This window comes from Photobacterium phosphoreum (assembly GCF_002954725.1).
GTDB classification, from domain to species: Bacteria; Pseudomonadota; Gammaproteobacteria; order Enterobacterales; family Vibrionaceae; genus Photobacterium; species Photobacterium phosphoreum.
The window spans coordinates 2,721,742-2,738,378 of the sequence record NZ_MSCQ01000001.1; the positions used below are offsets into that span (position 1 = coordinate 2,721,742).

General features: G+C 42.7%; 10 protein-coding genes and 4 tRNA genes. 8 read left to right on the forward strand and 6 right to left on the reverse strand.

Annotated features, from left to right (window positions below):
• Positions 1–159: 159 nt before the first annotated feature.
• Positions 160–235 (reverse strand) — tRNA-His (locus BTO21_RS12075).
• A gap of 35 nt (positions 236–270) precedes the next feature.
• A tRNA-Arg gene (locus BTO21_RS12080) sits at positions 271–347 on the reverse strand.
• A gap of 259 nt (positions 348–606) precedes the next feature.
• On the opposite strand from BTO21_RS12080, the gene BTO21_RS12085 reads away from it, so the two are divergent.
• On the forward strand, positions 607–1,017 hold the full coding sequence (locus tag BTO21_RS12085; RefSeq protein ID WP_045032587.1) for a c-type cytochrome: 411 nt from the start codon (positions 607–609) through the stop codon (positions 1,015–1,017).
• Between the two features lie 115 nt (positions 1,018–1,132).
• On the opposite strand, the gene rep is transcribed toward BTO21_RS12085, so the two are convergent.
• Positions 1,133–3,148 (reverse strand): DNA helicase Rep, encoded by a 2,016-nt coding sequence (gene rep, locus BTO21_RS12090; RefSeq protein WP_045032585.1) that lies wholly within the window; start codon positions 3,146–3,148, stop codon positions 1,133–1,135.
• A gap of 307 nt (positions 3,149–3,455) precedes the next feature.
• On the opposite strand from rep, the gene BTO21_RS12095 reads away from it, so the two are divergent.
• From BTO21_RS12095 to ubiK, 6 genes are all read left to right on the forward strand, one after another.
• On the forward strand, positions 3,456–4,601 hold the full coding sequence (locus tag BTO21_RS12095) for an efflux RND transporter periplasmic adaptor subunit (RefSeq protein ID WP_045032583.1): 1,146 nt from the start codon (positions 3,456–3,458) through the stop codon (positions 4,599–4,601).
• Between the two features lie 14 nt (positions 4,602–4,615).
• Entirely contained in the window at positions 4,616–7,750 is a 3,135-nt protein-coding gene (locus BTO21_RS12100) for an efflux RND transporter permease subunit (protein WP_045032581.1), read from the forward strand.
• A gap of 243 nt (positions 7,751–7,993) precedes the next feature.
• Positions 7,994–8,560: a TetR/AcrR family transcriptional regulator gene (locus tag BTO21_RS12105; protein WP_045032579.1), complete on the forward strand. Its 567-nt coding sequence runs from the start codon at positions 7,994–7,996 to the stop codon at positions 8,558–8,560.
• A gap of 27 nt (positions 8,561–8,587) precedes the next feature.
• On the forward strand, positions 8,588–9,691 hold the full coding sequence (locus BTO21_RS12110; protein ID WP_065192633.1) for an efflux RND transporter periplasmic adaptor subunit: 1,104 nt from the start codon (positions 8,588–8,590) through the stop codon (positions 9,689–9,691).
• Between the two features lie 16 nt (positions 9,692–9,707).
• Positions 9,708–12,785, forward strand: coding sequence for a multidrug efflux RND transporter permease subunit (locus tag BTO21_RS12115; protein WP_045032578.1), 3,078 nt, complete (start codon positions 9,708–9,710; stop codon positions 12,783–12,785).
• Between the two features lie 105 nt (positions 12,786–12,890).
• The gene (gene ubiK, locus BTO21_RS12120) at positions 12,891–13,160 is read left to right on the forward strand and encodes a ubiquinone biosynthesis accessory factor UbiK (protein WP_045032576.1); all 270 of its coding nucleotides are present in this window, start codon (positions 12,891–12,893) and stop codon (positions 13,158–13,160) included.
• 73 nt (positions 13,161–13,233) lie between these two features.
• On the opposite strand, the gene ilvC is transcribed toward ubiK, so the two are convergent.
• Entirely contained in the window at positions 13,234–14,718 is a 1,485-nt protein-coding gene (gene ilvC / locus BTO21_RS12125; protein ID WP_105026810.1) for a ketol-acid reductoisomerase, read from the reverse strand.
• A gap of 135 nt (positions 14,719–14,853) precedes the next feature.
• Between ilvC and ilvY the strand changes: the two genes are divergently transcribed.
• Entirely contained in the window at positions 14,854–15,723 is an 870-nt protein-coding gene (gene ilvY / locus BTO21_RS12130) for an HTH-type transcriptional activator IlvY (RefSeq protein ID WP_045032574.1), read from the forward strand.
• 678 nt (positions 15,724–16,401) lie between these two features.
• Here ilvY and BTO21_RS12135 read toward each other — a convergent pair.
• Both BTO21_RS12135 and BTO21_RS12140 read right to left on the reverse strand, forming a co-directional pair.
• Positions 16,402–16,478: transfer RNA gene (locus BTO21_RS12135), tRNA-Trp, on the reverse strand.
• A gap of 36 nt (positions 16,479–16,514) precedes the next feature.
• Positions 16,515–16,591: transfer RNA gene (locus tag BTO21_RS12140), tRNA-Asp, on the reverse strand.
• Positions 16,592–16,637: the final 46 nt, after the last annotated feature.

A 16,637-nucleotide genomic window follows, 5' to 3' on the forward strand; every position in this document is an offset into this window, starting at 1 on the left:
TAAATCGTTACTAAGAAAACAAACCATCTGGTCCGCTAATCCTAGAAGCCTGAGATACGCTATAAAACTACGTTATCACTGACTAAATTCTGTGTGCTTGTAAAACAAGCGGGCTTTAAAAAGCCAACATGCTGACTGGGAGATCAACACATTATAATATGGGGTGGCTAACGAGGCTTGAACTCGCGACAACCGGAATCACAATCCGGGACTCTACCAACTGAGCTATAGCCACCATTGTTTGTAACCTTTGCCAATACGACCGGATGATGGTGCGCCCGAAAGGATTCGAACCTTCGGCCTTTGGCTCCGGAGGCCAACGCTCTATCCAGCTGAGCTACGGGCGCCTTGCCCTATCGACGGGGTGAATATTACGGATCAGAACGCGACTCGGCAAGTGTTTTTTTTTGTTTTTATCCTGCTCGCTGATTTTATCAACAAATCGATGTTGATTCGTATCATACACAGCACAACATCAACGTTGAACATTCATCATTATTGCTATACTTACAACATTGCAACATTTGCTGTAGGTTTAAATCAACACACACTGAAGCCGTATTTTATTATTCTCCCTTAATAACTGGATGTATAAAGGTGCCCAAAATGGATTTATGTTTACGACCATGGCTAATCGCTATTTGTAGCAGTCTTTGTTTATCAACCGCAGCAATAGCCGCTGACCTATCAACCACCGCCATCAATGATCGAATAAAACCTATCGGTAATGTACATATTGAAGGGGCTACACCACCAGCCGCTGCAGTAACAACGTCATCGCGAACGGGCCAAGCAGTTTATGACCGATATTGTGGTTCTTGTCATAACAGTGGCTTAATGGGTGCGCCAAAAAAAGGCGATGCGGATGACTGGGCTGTCAGAGTCAGCCAAGGTGATGCGGTGCTCGCCAAGCATGCTATTGAAGGCTTTAATGCCATGCCCGCAAAAGGGACCTGTATGGATTGCAGCGATGATGAAATTGTGGCGGCAATTAACTATATGATCAAACCGAACTAAAACGCCCAGATATCGCTAAAGTGACTTTTTTGATTATCTTTAATCTCAGTAAGAGGGGGGATCGCCCCCCCCCTTGTGTCATAAATATCTCTAATATCACTGTTGCTGCTACCCGCTACTTTTTAAATAAATTACGAATATTGGCAATATGGGCTTGGCCTTTTTGCATCCGCTCTTCAGCAGTAACAGGTTTACGCTCGCTTTCCCATTCCAAATCATCTTGCGGTAATTCATACAAGAAACGGCTTGGCTCTGGTTTGATTAACTCACCATATTGACGACGTTCTTTACACAGCGTAAACGTCAGTTCTCGTTGCGCGCGGGTGATCCCAACATAAGCCAGTCGTCGTTCTTCATCGACATTATCTTCATCGATACTGGTTTGATGTGGCAAAATCCCTTCTTCTGCGCCGATTAAGAACACATAAGGAAATTCCAATCCTTTTGATGCGTGTAACGTCATTAGCTGTACTTGATCAGCATCACTATCATCTTCACCACGCTCCATCATGTCGCGTAAGGTTAATCGCTGTACCACTTCTTTAAGGGTTTTCACTTCGTTATCGTAGTTATCCCCTTCTAAATCAGCCGTGATCCAACTGTAGAGATCTGAGACATTTTTCATTCTCATTTCAGCCGCTTTAGGGCTAGCTGATGTTTCGTAGAGCCAATCTTCATAATGAATATCACGCACTAATTGGCGCACAGCGGCAACGGTATCACCACGTTCAGCGTTATCTGTCAGCTGATTAATCCAATGAGTAAAGCGCTGTAATGACTCCAAACCTCGTCCAGAAAGATGGTGTTCAAGCCCCATTTCAAAACTGGCAGCAAATAAGCTTTTTCCGCGCATATTGGCGTACGTTCCCAACTTTTCGAGGGTAACTGGCCCAATTTCACGTCGAGGTGTATTCACGATTCGCAAGAAAGCATTATCATCATCAGGGTTAGTTAATACTCGTAGATAGGCCATCATATCTTTAATTTCAACCCGCGAGAAAAACGAGGTGCCACCTGAAATTTTATACGGAATTCGGTTTTGCATCAGCGCTTTTTCAAATAATCGCGACTGGTGATTACCACGATATAAAATCGCATAATCTTTATAAGCGGTATTGTTCATAAACCGATGCGCAATTAATTCACCAACCACTTTTTCTGCTTCATGCTCTTCATTTTTAGCGGTCAACACTTTCAACATCGCACCATCAGGGATCGCTGAAAACAGTGCTTTTTCAAATAAGTGTGGGTTATTAGCAATAAGAATATTTGCCGTTCGCAGAATACGACTGGTTGAACGGTAATTTTGCTCAAGTTTAACCACTTTAAGATTGGGAAAATCTTTATTGAGTAAGGCTAAGTTTTCTGGCTGCGCGCCACGCCACGAATAAATGGACTGATCGTCATCACCAACTACAGTAAATCGCGCCCGTTCGCCAACCAACAACTTGACGAACAAATATTGGCTGGTGTTGGTATCTTGGTATTCATCCACCAGCAAATAGCGAATACGATTTTGCCAGCGTTGACGCACATCTTGATTATCACGCAGTAATAGCACTGGCATTAAGATCAAGTCATCAAAATCAAGGGCATTATAGGCTTTCATTTGACGTTGATACATTTCATAACAATGGGCAAATAGTTGATCACGTTCAGTTTGAGCACGGCCTGCGGCATCAACTGGCGATAACATGTCATTTTTCCAATTAGAGATCGTTGACTGTAGTTGCTTCAATAAATCTTTATCGCCGTCGAGTTCTTCTTCAGTCAATTCTTTTAATAACGCCATCTGATCTTGATCGTCAAACAATGAAAAATTGGCTTTTAAGCCTAAATATTTACATTCTCGACGCACAATATTCAGTCCCAAAGTATGAAAGGTTGACACCATTAACCCTTTGGATTCTTGACGACTTAATGTTTGACCGACACGTTCTTTCATTTCACGTGCCGCTTTATTAGTAAAGGTTAATGCTGCAATGTTGCGCGCTTTATAATCACACTGCTGAACCAAGTAAGCGATTTTATTGGTAATAACACGTGTTTTGCCTGATCCGGCACCGGCCAACACTAAGCACGGTCCGGAAACGTATTTAACTGCTTCTGTTTGCCTTGGGTTCAGTTTCATTCGTTATCCTGACGTCATTAAAAATAGGCGCATTTTAACGCGCTTTAATTACAATTATATTCACTTTAGACAGTGTGACATTGTTACAACCCATCACTATTTGTTCCAATTTCATCACTTAAAACAACTTAATTAGCAAATTTATGCTAGACATATTGAATAACAGTCAGACAAAAACAAAATAAATTGCACTAAATTCTACACCGGATTAAATATTAATTACTAAAAAGTAAATAACCGTTACTCTATTGTTAAATAATGAAATAATATTCAACAATACTTATATTGCTTAAATTTAGGAGATTTCATGCGAAAAATCGCAGCCATTGCTACTATTGTCAGCTTAGCACTAGGGATATCCGCTTGTGACCAGAGCGCATCCAAAAAACCAACCCAACAAGCAGCAAAAAGTGTGGCTGTCGGTACGCTTACGGTTACTTCTCACCCTCAAGCTATTCATGTCGAGCTTCCTGGTCGTAGTAAAGCTTACCTTGAAGCAGAAGTTCGCCCTCAAGTCTCTGGTATTATTACAGAGCGTAGCTTCAAAGAAGGCAGTAGCGTCAGTAAAGGCCAATCATTATATAGCATCGACTCAGCACCTTATAACGCTGCATACCTCAGTGCCAAAGCCAGTTTAGCTCAAGCACAAGCCAATCTAGATTCAGCAAAGGCACTGGCTCAACGCAGTGAAACCTTGGTTAACCGCGGCGCTATCAGTAAACAAACTTATGATGATAATAAAGCAAAATATAAAGTTGCTCTCGCAGGCATTGAAGTTGCAAAAGCCAGTGTTAACAAAGCGAAAATAGATCTTAATTATACCAAAGTTAAAGCCCCTATCGCGGGTCGCATTGGTCAATCATCAGTAACACCTGGTGCGCTAGTCAGCGCGGGGCAGGCACAAGTCTTGGCCACCATCCAGCAACTGGATCCAATCAATATCGATATAGCTCAATCAAGCACGCAATTATTGCGCCTAAAATCAGCCCTTAAACAAGGCCAACTTCAAGCCAGTGACAATGCTGATGTCGAATTGATCCTTGAAGACGGCAGTGTTTACTCACATCACGGCACACTCCAGTTTGCTGAAGTAAATGTAGATCCTAACACTGGCTCGGTCACGTTACGTGCTGAATTCCCAAATCCTGAGGGGATCTTATTACCAGGAATGTATGTTCGTGCCGTCCTTAATACCGGTACCGATCCTAAAGCTATCATGATCCCCCAAAAAGCCATTACTCGCAACAGTAAAGGCCAAGCGATTGCGATGGTTGTTGGTGCTGATAACAAAGTGGAATCACGCACAGTTACCACCGCAGAAGCAATTAATAATCAATGGCGGATCACGAGCGGTCTTAAAGATGGCGATCAAGTTATTGTCGATGGCTTACAAAAAATCCGGCCTGGTGTAGTGGTTGAACCGACACTAATAACAGTCACTCAATCACAATAATAGGGAAGTAAACTATGGCTCGTTTCTTTATCGATCGCCCTATTTTCGCATGGGTGATCGCGATTATCGTTATGCTGGCTGGCGTACTGTCCATTCTTAAATTACCTGTTTCTCAGTACCCTAGCATTGCACCACCAACCGTTGTTATTAGTGCCAGTTACCCCGGTGCTAACGCCAAAACCATGGAAGATACCGTTACTCAAGTTATCGAACAACGGATGACGGGTATTGATAACCTGCGCTACTTATCATCAACCAGTGACAGTTTTGGTAATACCCAAATAACGCTGACTTTTAATGCTGAAGCCGATCCAGATATTGCACAAGTTCAGGTTCAGAATAAGTTACAATCAGCACTGCCATTACTGCCGATGGAAGTGCAACAACAAGGGGTTAAGGTTAATAAAGCCAGCTCAAGTTTCTTGATGGTGGTCGGATTCTATTCCGAAGATGGTTCAATGGATAAAAACGACATTTCGGACTATATCAGTTCCAATGTTGCCGATCCGATGAGTCGTGTGCCTGGCGTAGGTGAGATTCAAACCTTTGGTGCCCAGTATGCAATGCGTATTTGGCTTGATCCTCTCAAGCTAACAAAATACAACCTCACTAGTATCGATGTTATTGCGGCCATTAAAGAGCAAAATGCTCAAGTATCTGCCGGTCAACTAGGTGCCTCACCATCGCTACCAGGCCAAGAGCTTAATGCGACGGTCTCGGCGCAAAGCCGTTTAAAAACGCCGGCTCAGTTTGAACAAATCATTCTAAAATCCGATCCATCGGGCGCTAAAGTGCTATTAAAAGACGTGGCTCGAGTTGAGCTTGGCGCTGAAAGTTATGCCGTACAAGTGTTTTATAATGGTAAGCAAGCCAGTGGTATTGGTATTAAACTCGCTACCGGTGCTAATGCTTTAGCCACCGCAGAAGCGGTTAAAGCAAAAATTGATGAGCTGAAACCATTCTTCCCTGAAGGATTACAAGCGGTTTATCCCTACGACACCACGCCTTTTGTCGAGAAATCAATTGAGGGCGTAGTCCATACTTTGTTTGAAGCAGTGGCATTGGTATTTATTATCATGTTCCTGTTCCTACAAAACTTCCGTGCCACACTGATCCCAACCATTGCGGTTCCAGTGGTATTACTCGGTACTTTCGCAGTGCTTTCTATTGCTGGCTATTCAATCAATACCCTTACCATGTTTGCGATGGTACTGGCGATTGGTTTATTGGTGGATGATGCAATCGTAGTGGTCGAAAACGTCGAACGGGTAATGCATGAAGAGGGACTCAGCCCGGTTGAAGCGACCCGTAAATCGATGGATCAAATTACTGGCGCGCTGGTTGGTATCGCACTAACCCTATCAGCTGTATTTGTTCCAATGGCATTTATGTCAGGCTCTACCGGCGTTATTTATCGTCAGTTCTCGATTACTATCGTTACCGCGATGTCACTATCAGTGATGGTAGCGGTGATCCTCACCCCTGCCTTGTGTGCAACGATGCTTAAACCTGTGGCTCATGGTAGCAATGACAAAGGCTTCTTTGGCTGGTTTAACCGCACCTTTGATAACTTAACCAAACGTTACGAATCAAGCGTTGCGGCAATGATTAAACGCTCTATTCGAGTTATGTTTATCTTCCTTGGCTTAACCGTTGCTGTTGGTTGGATCTTTATGCGCATGCCAACCTCGTTCTTACCTGATGAAGATCAAGGTATCTTATTTAGTCAGGCGATATTGCCGGTTAACTCAACCCAAGAACAAACCCAAAAAGTGATGGACCAAGTGTCTGATTACTATTTAACCCAAGAAGCTGACAGTGTTGCGAGTGTGTTCAGTGTTTCAGGCTTTAGCTTTGCAGGTAACGGTCAGAACATGGGCATGGCCTTTGTCGGTTTAAAAGATTGGTCTGATCGCCAATTGCCGGGAATGGATGTTAAATCGATCGTGAATCGCTCAATGGGTTACTTCCAAAAAATCAAAAATGCGATGGTATTCTCGTTTGCTCCCCCTGCGGTGATCGAGCTCGGTACTGCCAGTGGTTTTGATTTCTACCTCCAAGATCGTAGTGGTCAAGGGCATGAAAAACTCATCGCTGCACGTAATCAATTACTGCAATTAGCCGCTGAAAACCCTAATTTGGTCGGAGTACGACCGAATGGTCAAGAAGATGCGCCGATGTATCAAATTAATATTGATCAAGCCAAAATACGTGCACTGGGAATTGATATTAATTCTGTCAACAAAGTACTCGGTACCGCATGGGGTAGCTCTTATGTTAACGACTTTATTGATCGCGGCCGAGTCAAGAAAGTCTTTGTCCAAGGTGATGCTCAATACCGCATGAAACCCGGTGATCTAGATACATGGTATGTGCGTAATAATCTCGGTGAAATGGTGCCGTTCTCGGCCTTTGCAACTGGTGAATGGCAATATGCCTCACCACGACTAGAGCGTTTCAATGCCACGCCAGCAGTGAACATTCAAGGCAGTGTGGTGAATGGTTACAGTACAGGTCAAGCAATGCTGGATATTGAAGCAATGGTCAAAAAATTACCGCCAGGCTATGGGGTTGAATGGAATGGGCTTTCATATGAAGAGCGTCTCTCTGGCAACCAAGCACCGATGCTATATGCACTCTCTATTTTAGTGGTGTTCTTAGTGCTTGCTGCCCTGTATGAAAGCTGGTCAGTACCATTCGCGGTGGTGTTAGTAGTGCCATTAGGGATCATCGGTGCACTAGTGGCGATGAATGCTCGTGGGATGCCTAACGATGTATTCTTCCAAGTCGGCTTATTAACTACTGTTGGTTTAGCCACCAAAAATGCCATTCTGATTGTGGAATTTGCCAAAGAATACTACGAAAAAGGGGCGGGATTAGTTGAAGCTACCTTACATGCAGTACGTGTTCGTCTACGCCCCATCATCATGACCTCACTTGCGTTTGGTTTAGGTGTTGTACCGCTGGCGATCAGTACTGGTGTTGGTTCAGGGGGTAAAAATGCTATCGGTACTGCGGTACTCGGTGGAATGTTAAGCTCAACATTCTTAGGTATCTTCTTTATTCCAATTTTCTTTGTGGTCGTGGAGCGCATCTTTAGTCGCGGCAAAGATAAGTCCGCAGCGGAGAGTAAGCCACCACAACATTAAAGACTGATGTTCTAAACGGCATAAAAACCCGTATCTACTTTGATACGGGCTTTTTATTGCTTTTTTAGTACCAACACAACCAATACCATCAATGAATAAGCATATTGGCACCTATGCGATCGTTGTAATATTCTTATTAATGATACAAAAGCTCAAATAAGGCTTGCGAATCAATTATCAAATCCTACAATAGCCCAATGAATGAACATTCATTCACACCACTTGTATTAAATCTAAGCTGTTATGACTGATAAAAAAGAGCGCATATTAACTGCCACTGAAAAACTTTTAGCCACCCATGGTTTTCATGGTCTATCTATGCAAATGGTCGCTAAAGAAGCTCAAGTTGCAACGGGCACTATTTATCGCTATTTCAACGATAAAGATGACTTACTGTATCAACTCCATGAACATATTTTAGGGTATATCGCACAACAAATTAGCCATAATATTAGCGCTAGCATGCCACTTAAACAGCGCTACCGTATTATGTGGTTAAATCTATGGCATATGTCGGTTAATGGTAATGCACCATTAATCAATCAAGGGCAATTTCAAAATCTGCCCCGTAAAAATGCACATGAAAGAAAAGCGCTTAATAAACAACTTTTTAGCTGCGTCAACCAAATGTTTGACGAAGGTAAAGCCTGCCACCTGTTTAAACCGCTTGATAATGAAATTTTAAGTACACTTAGTCTTGAGACGAGTTGTTATTTAGCCCGTCGAAAAATCAATGGTGGCTTAGAGATCACTGATAACGAACTTGATGTCGTTATTAATGCTTCTTGGGACGCCATTATTCAGCATTAACATTGTAATTCCGGAGCAAACCTTATAATGAAAAAATGGATCGTGATGTTACTTCTTGCTCTTCTGTTATTTGGAAGCGTAATTGGTTTCAATCTTTTTAAAGAACATAAAATAGCTGAATATATGGCTAATATGCCGGAAGCAAATTATCCGGTTACAGCCACTACAACCCAAGCTGAAAATTGGTACCCTGCACTACAAGCAATTGGTTTTATTGAACCCATGCAAGGTGTCACTCTAACCTCAGAAGCTGCTGGTGTGATCAGTAAAATTAATTTTGAATCAGGTCAAAAGGTAAAAGCAGGTCAACTACTGGTTTCTATTAACTCCAATGTTGAACAATCAAGCTTACAAAGTACTGAAGCAAAATTACCGTCAGTAGAAGCCTCTTACCAACGCTATAAAGATCTTTACCGTAAAGGTTCCGTATCAAAATCTAGCCTTGATGAAGCAAAAGCTAACTATTTGGCGTTAGTGGCTCAAATCAAATCATTAAAAGAATCTATTCAACGTCGTAATATCAGCGCACCTTTTGCCGGTGAAATTGGTCTACGTAATGTTTATTTAGGTCAATACATTCAGCCTGGTACTAAAATTATTCGTTTAGAAGACACGACGACGATGCGTTTCCGCTTCACCGTACCACAAACGGATATATCTAAAATCAAAATTGGCCAAACCGTTGATATAAATATTGACGCTTATAAAAATACCAATTTTAAAGGGCTTATTACTGCGATTGAACCTGCGGTTAACGCTCAAACAGGTTTGATTCAGGTACAAGCTGATATTCCTAACAGCGGTGGCATGTTACGTAGTGGTATGTTTGCCCGTGCTCGAGTAATTCAACCCACCATTGCAGATCAAATTGTAGTCCCTCAAACCGCGATTACTTACACCCTTTATGGTGATACGGTATACGTACTGCGCAACGTTGATGGCAAATTACGTGCGATGCAAACAGTCGTAACCACAGGCCTAAACAAAGGCAACCAAGTACGCATTCTTTCAGGCTTAAAAGCTGGAGAGCAGATCGTTACTAGTGGTCAAATTCGTCTTAGCAACAAGTCATTAGTGCACGTCGTTGAAAATGACGCACTGAAGGCTCCAGCTGAAATCCCATTGCTGTAACTGGAGAACGCTCAGGATGCGCTTTACTGATATATTCATCAGACGCCCGGTATTAGCAATTTCGATCAGTTTAATGATCGCATTGCTTGGCCTACAGGCAATTTTCAAAATGCAGGTTCGGCAATATCCGGACATGACTAACACTGTAGTAACCGTGAGTACGGCTTACTACGGTGCCAGTGCTGATCTTATTCAAGGGTTTATTACCCAACCATTAGAACAGGCCATTGCTCAAGCCGATAATATCGACTACATCACCGCCCAAAGTACCATGGGTATGTCGACCATTACCGTACAAATGAAATTGAACACCAACCCGAACGCAGCTTTAGCGGATATTCTTGCCAAAGTTAACTCGGTGCGGGCTCAGCTACCCAAAGAAACGCAAGATCCAACTATATCGCTCTCTACTGGTGGCGGTACTGGTGTGCTCTATCTTGGTTTTACCAGTAAAACATTAAGCTCTAGCCAAATCACTGACTACATCGAACGTGTAGTAAAACCGCAATTATTTACGGTGGGTGGTGTGGCAAAAGTAGACATGTACGGTGGTGTACCATTTGCATTACGTGTATGGCTTGATCCACAAAAAATGGCAGCGTTTAATTTATCTGCCAGTGATGTGACTCAAGTACTACAAGCGAACAACTACCAATCTGCTGTTGGCCAAGTTAACAATGATTTTGTGTTGTACAACGGTAGTGCTAATACCCAAGCCAATAGCCCTGAATCACTAGAGAAACTGGTCGTATCAAGCACCAATGGTCAAGTGATCCGATTAGGTGATATTGCTAAGGTAACCTTATCACGTAGCAGCGATAGCTACCGCGCAACAGCCAATGGTCAAGAAGCGGTAGTCGGTGCGATTGAAGCGGCACCAAGTGCCAATCCAATCAACATTGCTAAAGACGTTCGTGAGTTATTACCAACCATTGAACGTAACATGCCAAGTACCATCAAAATGACGGTAATGTATGACTCAACGATTGCGATTAATGACTCAATTAATGAAGTAATTAAAACCATCCTTGAAGCGGCATTGATCGTATTAATCGTTATTGCACTGTTTATCGGTTCTCTACGTTCAGTAATTATTCCAATTATTACTATTCCACTATCATTGATTGGTGTGGCACTAGTAATGCAATTATTTGGGTTCTCATGGAACCTAATGACATTGCTAGCTCTGGTACTGGCTATCGGCCTAGTGGTCGATGATGCTATCGTGGTACTGGAAAACGTTGAACGGCATATAAAACTGGGACAAACGCCATTTAGAGCCGCCATTATTGGTACTCGTGAAATCGCAGTACCTGTTATTTCAATGACAATTGCCTTAGGTGCGGTATACGCCCCGATTGCATTAATGGGTGGTTTAACCGGTTCATTATTTAAAGAGTTCGCACTAACCCTTGCGGGTGCGGTATTTATTTCAGGTATTATTGCCTTAACATTATCACCAGTAATGTGTGCAACCTTCCTCAAAGAAAATGAAGCACCAAATAAATTTGAATTAATGGTTCACGGCTTTCTTGATCGTTTAACATTACGTTATGAGAAAATGCTAGCCGGCATCATGCAAATGCGTGCAGTCGTAATCGTATTTGCATTATGTGCATGTGCGAGCTTGCCGTTGTTATTTAAGTTCATTCCAAGTGAATTGGCACCCGCTGAAGATAATGGCGTGGTGGTGTTTATGGGTACAGCCCCTGCAAACGCTAACCTTGATTTCATTCAAGACACCATGGATCAAGTCAACAAAGTATTAACAGCACAAAAAAGTGTTGAATATGCACAGATTTTCTCGGGTATTCCATCAGCGAACCAAGCTTTCGGTCTAGCAACATTGAAACCGTGGAGCCAACGTGATCAGAGTCAAACTGAAGTCGCGAATGAAGTCACTGAGAAAATTAAAAACATTCCACAAATGGCAGTAACTGCGTTCCAAATGCCAAGCCTTCCAGGTGCCGGTTCTGGTTTGCCAGTACAGTTTGTTATCACCACCCCCAACAACTTTAAGAGCCTCTACCAAGTGGCCGCTGAAATGTTGACGAAGGTGAAAGATAACCCAATGTTCGTCTACTCAGATTTAGACTTAAAGTATGACTCTGCGACAATGAACATTGATATCGATAAAGATAAAGCCGGTGCTTATGGCGTTACTATGCAAGCAATTGGTAATACGTTAAGTACGATGTTAGCCGGTGGTGATATTAACCGTGTTGATATTTTGGGTCGTTCTTACAAAGTTATTCCACAAGTTGAGCGTAAAGATCGTTTCAATCCTAAAGATTTAAATAATTACTACGTCAAAACTAACAGTGGTGACTTGATTCCACTTGGTAGCTTAGTGACTATCAAAGTCACTCCAGCGCCACCAACATTACCAAGCTTTAACCAACAAAATGCGGCAACCATCGGTGCAGTATTAGCCCCTGGTACCTCAATTGGTGAAGCCGTAAATTGGTTAAATACCGAGTCAGCTAAAGTATTACCAAAAGGCTATGGCCATGACTACTTAGGTGAAAGCCGTCAGTACGTCACTGAAGGTAATGCGCTATACGCTACATTTGGTCTAGCACTAGCGATTATTTTCTTGGTGCTTGCGATTCAATTTGAATCGCTACGCGATCCATTGGTTATCCTAGTTTCTGTACCACTTGCTATTTGTGGTGCACTGATTGCCCTAGCGTGGGGTGCGACGACACTGAATATCTACTCACAAATAGGTTTGATAACCCTCATAGGCTTGATAACCAAACACGGTATATTAATTTGTGAAGTCGCCAAAGAAGAGCAGCTCTACCACGGTAAGAACCGTATGGAAGCCGTTATGGAAGCAGCGAAGATCCGTCTTCGTCCAATCCTAATGACAACCTGTGCGATGATTGCTGGTCTAGTACCGCTACTCTATGCATCAGGTGCAGGTGCGGCATCGCGCTTCAGTATTGGTATAGTTATCGTTGCCGGCTTATCTATCGGTACGTTATTTACTCTGTTTGTATTGCCAGTAATTTATACGTTCTTGGCAAGTGAACACAAACCGTTACCTGTGTTTGTTGAAGAAGATGATGGTTTAGACAACCACTTCTGATTAATCAATACAAAAAAGGGCGCTGAATCATCAGCGCCCTTTTATTTTCACTGCAGCGCCGATTACAATAACTAATAACGATTTTCGCAACGGAGTAAGCGGATCATGTTTGATTCAAAGAAACTTGAGCAAGTAGCTAAACAAATTCAAGACGCAATGCCAAAACCTGTTAAAGATCTTGGCAATGACGTTGAACAAAAAGTACGTCAAGTGATCCAAGCGCAATTGGGTAAACTGGATGTTGTCACTCGTGAAGAGTTTGATGTTCAAACTCAAGTATTATTACGTACTCGCCAGAAACTGACCGAGCTTGAGCAGAAGATGACAGCATTTGAAGCTAAACTGAATGCTGATGATAACAATACTAACGCTTAATTAGCGATACCAACTAAAAAGCCCAGTTCTCATCAAACTGGGCTTTATTTTTAATTAGTCTTTCTGTTAAAACTTAACCGCCAACAGCAATATGCTTCATGTCTTTCATATAACCACGTAGTTGCTTGCCAATCACTTCAACTGGATGATTACGTAGTGCTTCATTCACTTCAATCAGCTTTTGGTTATCAACAAAGTTAGTGGTTGCGGGTAGCCCTTTACCAATAACATCCGTTGTTACTGTTGCCATGAAATGATCACGTAATAGTGGTGTCGCCACATTAGCAAATAAATAATTACCGTACTCAGCAGTATCAGAAATAACCACGTTCATCTCATACAAACGCTTACGCGCAACCGTATTGGCAATAAGCGGTAACTCATGCAATGACTCATAATACGCTGACTCATCAATGATGCCTGATGCTGTCATCGCTTCAAAAGCTAATTCAACCCCAGCACGTACCATTGCGACCATTAAAATGCCGTTATCAAAGTATTCTTGCTCTGAGATTTGAAGATCTGATGTTGGGTAGTTTTCAAATTGTGTTTCAGCAGTTTCCCCGCGCCAGCCTAGCAACTCCGTATCATCACTGGCCCAGTCAGCCATCATGGTCGTTGAGAAATGGCCTGAAATAATGTCATCCATATGTTTGTTATATAACGGGCGCATCAAGTCTTTTAGCTGCTCAGATAAATCAAATGCTTTTACTTTGGCTGGGTTTGAAAGACGATCCATCATATGGGTCACGCCACCAAACTTCAGCGCTTCAGTGATCGTTTCCCAACCAAATTGTAGCAACTTACCGGCATAGTCTGGCGCAATACCATCAGCCAGCATTTTCTCATAACAAACAATTGAGCCTGCTTGAAGCATGCCACAGAGGATCGTTTGCTCACCCATTAAGTCAGATTTAACTTCGGCCACAAATGATGACTCAAGTACACCCGCGCGATGCCCCCCTGTTGCTGCTGCCCATGCTTTTGCAATTTCAAGACCATCAGCTTGAGGGTCATTTTCAGGGTGAACCGCAATCAAAGTCGGCACACCAAAGCCACGCTTATATTCTTCACGCACTTCCGTACCAGGGCACTTAGGGGCAACCATCACCACGGTTAAATCTTTACGGATTTGCATCCCTTCTTCAACGATATTAAATCCATGAGAATAACCTAATGCCGCACCGTGTTTCATCAGTGGCATCACCGTTTCAACTACATTGGTATGTTGCTTGTCAGGTGTAAGATTTACCACTAAATCAGCTTGTAGAATCAGCTGTTCATAACTACCAACCTCAAAACCGTTATCACGCGCATTTTTAAAAGATGGACGCTGCTCATCAATCGCAGTTTGGCGTAAGGCATAAGACACATCCAATCCAGAGTCACGCATGTTAAGACCTTGGTTTAAGCCTTGCGCACCACATCCGACAATAACCACCTTCTTACCTTTAAGATAATCAGCTTCAGTTGCAAACTCTGCACGATCCATAAAACGACAACGCCCCAGCTGATCCAACTGCTGACGTAAATTTAAGGTATTGAAATAATTAGCCATAACAACAAACTCCGTGAAATATATTTATCCTTGGTTCGATATTTATTTATCGAATAGATTGATAGTAGATCAGGTAACTTGTTGCGCAAAGTGCTATATTCACAACAATCAATTGCAAATTATGCAACATAATCGATGAACATTAAAAACTTGCAACTTTTTATTCACCTTAGTGATTCACTCAGTTTTCATCAAACAGCACAGTCAATGCATATCAGTCCATCGGCCCTTAGCCGTGTTATTCAACGTCTTGAGCAAGAGTTAGGGCAAAGCTTATTCCAGCGTGATAATCGCAGCGTTGAGCTCACCATGGCAGGTAAAAAACTGATCCCTGTCGCCAGTAATATTATTTCTAATTGGCTGTCACTGAAAACGGAATTAAACAGTGATAGTTCATTACTTCAAGGCAAGCTAAAAATATTTTGCTCGGTCACAGCAAGTTATAGCCATTTACCCGCAATATTGACCGCCTTTCGACACCGTTATCCACAAATCGAAATTCAATTATTAACGGGAGATTCTGCATTAGCGATTGATAAGGTACTGAATAATGACGTTGATGTGGCGATTACCGCCAAACCCGATCAGCTTTCAGCTAAATTAACTTATATCGAATTAGATCATATTCCTATGTCAGTGATCGCACCAACAATTGCCCCGCCAGCCATTCAACCACTATTGAGTAATGAACCAAACTGGCAAGCACTACCTTTTATTATTGCCGAATCCGGCCCAGCAAGATCACGCGCAACAACTTGGTTTAAAGAAAAGAAAATCTCACCCCCCATTTACGCTCAAATTTCAGGTCACGAAGCCATCGTAAGCATGGTTGCTTTAGGGTGTGGCATTGGTATTGCCCCCGATGTTGTTATCAATAACAGCCCTATGAGTGATAAAGTGCAGCGTTTTCCGACCGAACTGATTGCACCATTAAGTTTAGGCCTCTGTTGTAAACAATCACGCCATCAAGAAAATGTATTAAAAGCGTTACTTCAATTATTTTAACATTGTTATATCAATGCGTTGTATCCGCTAACGCTGTTAGTAAGAAGACATCTAATAAACCACAATTATACCGATGTAAAAAAGTCCCGACATTGCTGTCGAGGCTTTCTTGAATATGGCAGGAGTGGAGAGATTCTAACACCCAACACGCGCTTATTTTCGGTATGGAGGAATCCGCTGCTCTGCCAGTTGGAGCTACACCTAAATTATATAGACGTAAAAAAGCCCCGACATTGCTGTCGAGGCTTTCTTGAATATAGCAGGGGTGGAGAGATTCGAACTCCCAACACGCGCTTATTTTCGGTATGGCGAATCCGCTGCTCTACCAGTTGAAGCGACACCTAAATTATATAGACGTAAAAAAGCCCCGACATTACTGTCGAGGCTTTCTTGAATATGGCAGGGGTGGAGAGATTCGAACTCCCAACACGCGCTTATTTTCGGTATGGCGGAATCCGCTGTTCTACCAGTTGAAGCGACACCTAAATTATATAGACGTAAAAAAGCCCCGACAGCAATGTCGAGGCTTTCTTGAATATAGCAGGGGTGGAGAGATTCGAACTCCCAACACGCGCTGATTTTCGGTATGGCGAATCCGCTGCTCTACCAGTTGAAGCGACACCTAAATTATATAGACGTAAAAAAGCCCCGACATTGCTGTCGAGGCTTTCTTGAATATGGCAGGGGTGGAGAGATTCGAACTCCCAACACGCGGATTTGGAATCCGCTGCTCTGCCAGTTGGAGCTACACCCCTGTAGTTATTTTAAAGACTTAACTATGTCTTAAATAATGGCGGAGTGGACGGGACTCGAACCCGCGACCCCCGGCGTGACAGGCCGGTATTCTAACCAACTGAACTACCACTCCGCAGTGTCTATTCAGCATAAATGCAACTTGTTGTCTCTACCTTTAT

What these genes read in the sequence shown, in the direction of transcription:
- BTO21_RS12085 (WP_045032587.1), top strand. Translation starts at nt 607, where the DNA reads ATGGATTTATGTTTACGACCATGGCTAATCGCTATTTGTAGCAGTCTT.
- rep (WP_045032585.1), bottom strand. Translation starts at nt 3,148, where the DNA reads ATGAAACTGAACCCAAGGCAAACAGAAGCAGTTAAATACGTTTCCGGA.
- BTO21_RS12095 (WP_045032583.1), top strand. Translation starts at nt 3,456, where the DNA reads ATGCGAAAAATCGCAGCCATTGCTACTATTGTCAGCTTAGCACTAGGG.
- BTO21_RS12100 (WP_045032581.1), top strand. Translation starts at nt 4,616, where the DNA reads ATGGCTCGTTTCTTTATCGATCGCCCTATTTTCGCATGGGTGATCGCG.
- BTO21_RS12105 (WP_045032579.1), top strand. Translation starts at nt 7,994, where the DNA reads ATGACTGATAAAAAAGAGCGCATATTAACTGCCACTGAAAAACTTTTA.
- BTO21_RS12110 (WP_065192633.1), top strand. Translation starts at nt 8,588, where the DNA reads ATGAAAAAATGGATCGTGATGTTACTTCTTGCTCTTCTGTTATTTGGA.
- BTO21_RS12115 (WP_045032578.1), top strand. Translation starts at nt 9,708, where the DNA reads ATGCGCTTTACTGATATATTCATCAGACGCCCGGTATTAGCAATTTCG.
- ubiK (WP_045032576.1), top strand. Translation starts at nt 12,891, where the DNA reads ATGTTTGATTCAAAGAAACTTGAGCAAGTAGCTAAACAAATTCAAGAC.
- ilvC (WP_105026810.1), bottom strand. Translation starts at nt 14,718, where the DNA reads ATGGCTAATTATTTCAATACCTTAAATTTACGTCAGCAGTTGGATCAG.
- ilvY (WP_045032574.1), top strand. Translation starts at nt 14,854, where the DNA reads ATGAACATTAAAAACTTGCAACTTTTTATTCACCTTAGTGATTCACTC.